General features: G+C 61.0%; 1 protein-coding gene. It reads left to right on the top strand.

Annotated features, from left to right (window positions below; translation table 11 throughout):
* Positions 1 to 788: hypothetical protein (locus WS62_RS38645; RefSeq protein ID WP_269435281.1), on the top strand; the 788-nt coding region annotated here is incomplete at both ends.

Below are 788 nucleotides of genomic sequence, written 5' to 3'. Positions count from 1 at the left end.
CTGTTGGCCGACGAGAGGCCGGTCGATGTCGAAGTCGACAGCGAGGTGACGTTGCTGTTGGTGGTGCTCAATCCGGTGGACAGCGAGCTGATGCCGGTCGAAGTCGAGGTCGACAACGAAGCGACATTGCTGTTGGTGGTGCTCAGGCCGCTCGAAAGCGAGCCGATACCGGTCGAGGTCGACGTGGACAACGAAGTGATCGAGCTATTGGCGGACGAAAGCCCCGTCGACGTAGAGGTCGACAGCGACGCAACGTTGCTGTTGGTGGTACTCAAGCCGGTGGACAGCGAATCGACGCTGGTCGAAGTCGAGGTGGACAACGAAGCGATGGAGCTGTTGGCAGACGAGAGACCGGTCGACGTGGAAGTCGACAGCGAGGCGACGCTGCTGTTGGTCGTGCTCAGGCCGCTCGAAAGCGACGAGATTGAGCTATTGGCCGACGAAAGCCCCGTCGACGTGGAGGTCGACAGCGACGCAACGTTGCTGTTGGTGGTACTCAAGCCAGTGGATAGCGAATCGACGCTGGTCGAAGTCGAGGTGGACAACGAAGCGATGGAGCTGTTGGCCGACGAAAGACCGGTCGACGTGGAGGTCGACAGCGAAGCGACGTTGCTGTTGGTGGTGCTCAGGCCGGTGGACAGCGAACCGATGCCGGTCGAAGTCGAGGTGGACAACGAAGCGATCGAGCTATTGGCCGACGAGAGACCGGTCGATGTCGAAGTCGACAGCGAGGTGACGTTGCTGTTGGTGGTGCTCAGGCCGCTCGAAAGCGAGCCGATGCCGGTCGA

This window comes from Burkholderia sp. ABCPW 14 (assembly GCF_001523835.1).
In the GTDB taxonomy this organism is placed as follows: domain Bacteria; phylum Pseudomonadota; class Gammaproteobacteria; order Burkholderiales; family Burkholderiaceae; genus Burkholderia; species Burkholderia mayonis.
Note: the sequence above shows the minus strand (reverse complement) of the source record. Positions and strands in the feature narration are given on the sequence as shown.